The organism is Vibrio sp. 1069, assembly GCF_033340555.1.
Map to the genome: position 1 here is coordinate 1 of NZ_JAWOWP010000925.1, position 523 is coordinate 523.

At 45.5% G+C, this 523-nt stretch carries 1 pseudogene; it reads left to right on the forward strand.

The annotated features are described in order from the left end of the window. Positions 1–523, forward strand: a pseudogene (locus R7040_RS29840) (excinuclease ABC subunit UvrA); the annotation flags it as partial.

The window sequence follows — 523 nt, forward strand, 5'->3', positions numbered from 1 at the left end:
GGATAAAATAGAAGTTCGCGGTGCCCGAACCCATAACCTCAAAGACATCAATCTGACTATTCCTCGCGATAAACTGACAGTAATTACTGGGTTAAGTGGCTCCGGTAAGTCCTCTCTCGCATTCGATACCTTATATGCAGAAGGCCAACGACGTTATGTCGAATCACTGTCTGCTTATGCTCGTCAGTTTTTGTCTCTTATGGAAAAACCAGATGTCGATCACATCGAAGGTTTATCACCGGCGATTTCTATTGAACAAAAATCGACATCTCATAACCCTCGCTCAACCGTCGGTACCATCACCGAAGTTTACGACTACTTACGTCTGCTTTACGCTCGTGTTGGTGAACCACGCTGTCCTACTCACCACGCCCCATTAGCCGCACAAACTGTCAGCCAGATGGTGGATAAAGTATTGGAACTGCCAGAAGGCCGTAAAATGATGCTGCTTGCTCCAATCGTAAAAGAGCGCAAAGGTGAGCATGTAAAAACACTAGAAAACCTTGCAGCACAAGGTTTTATT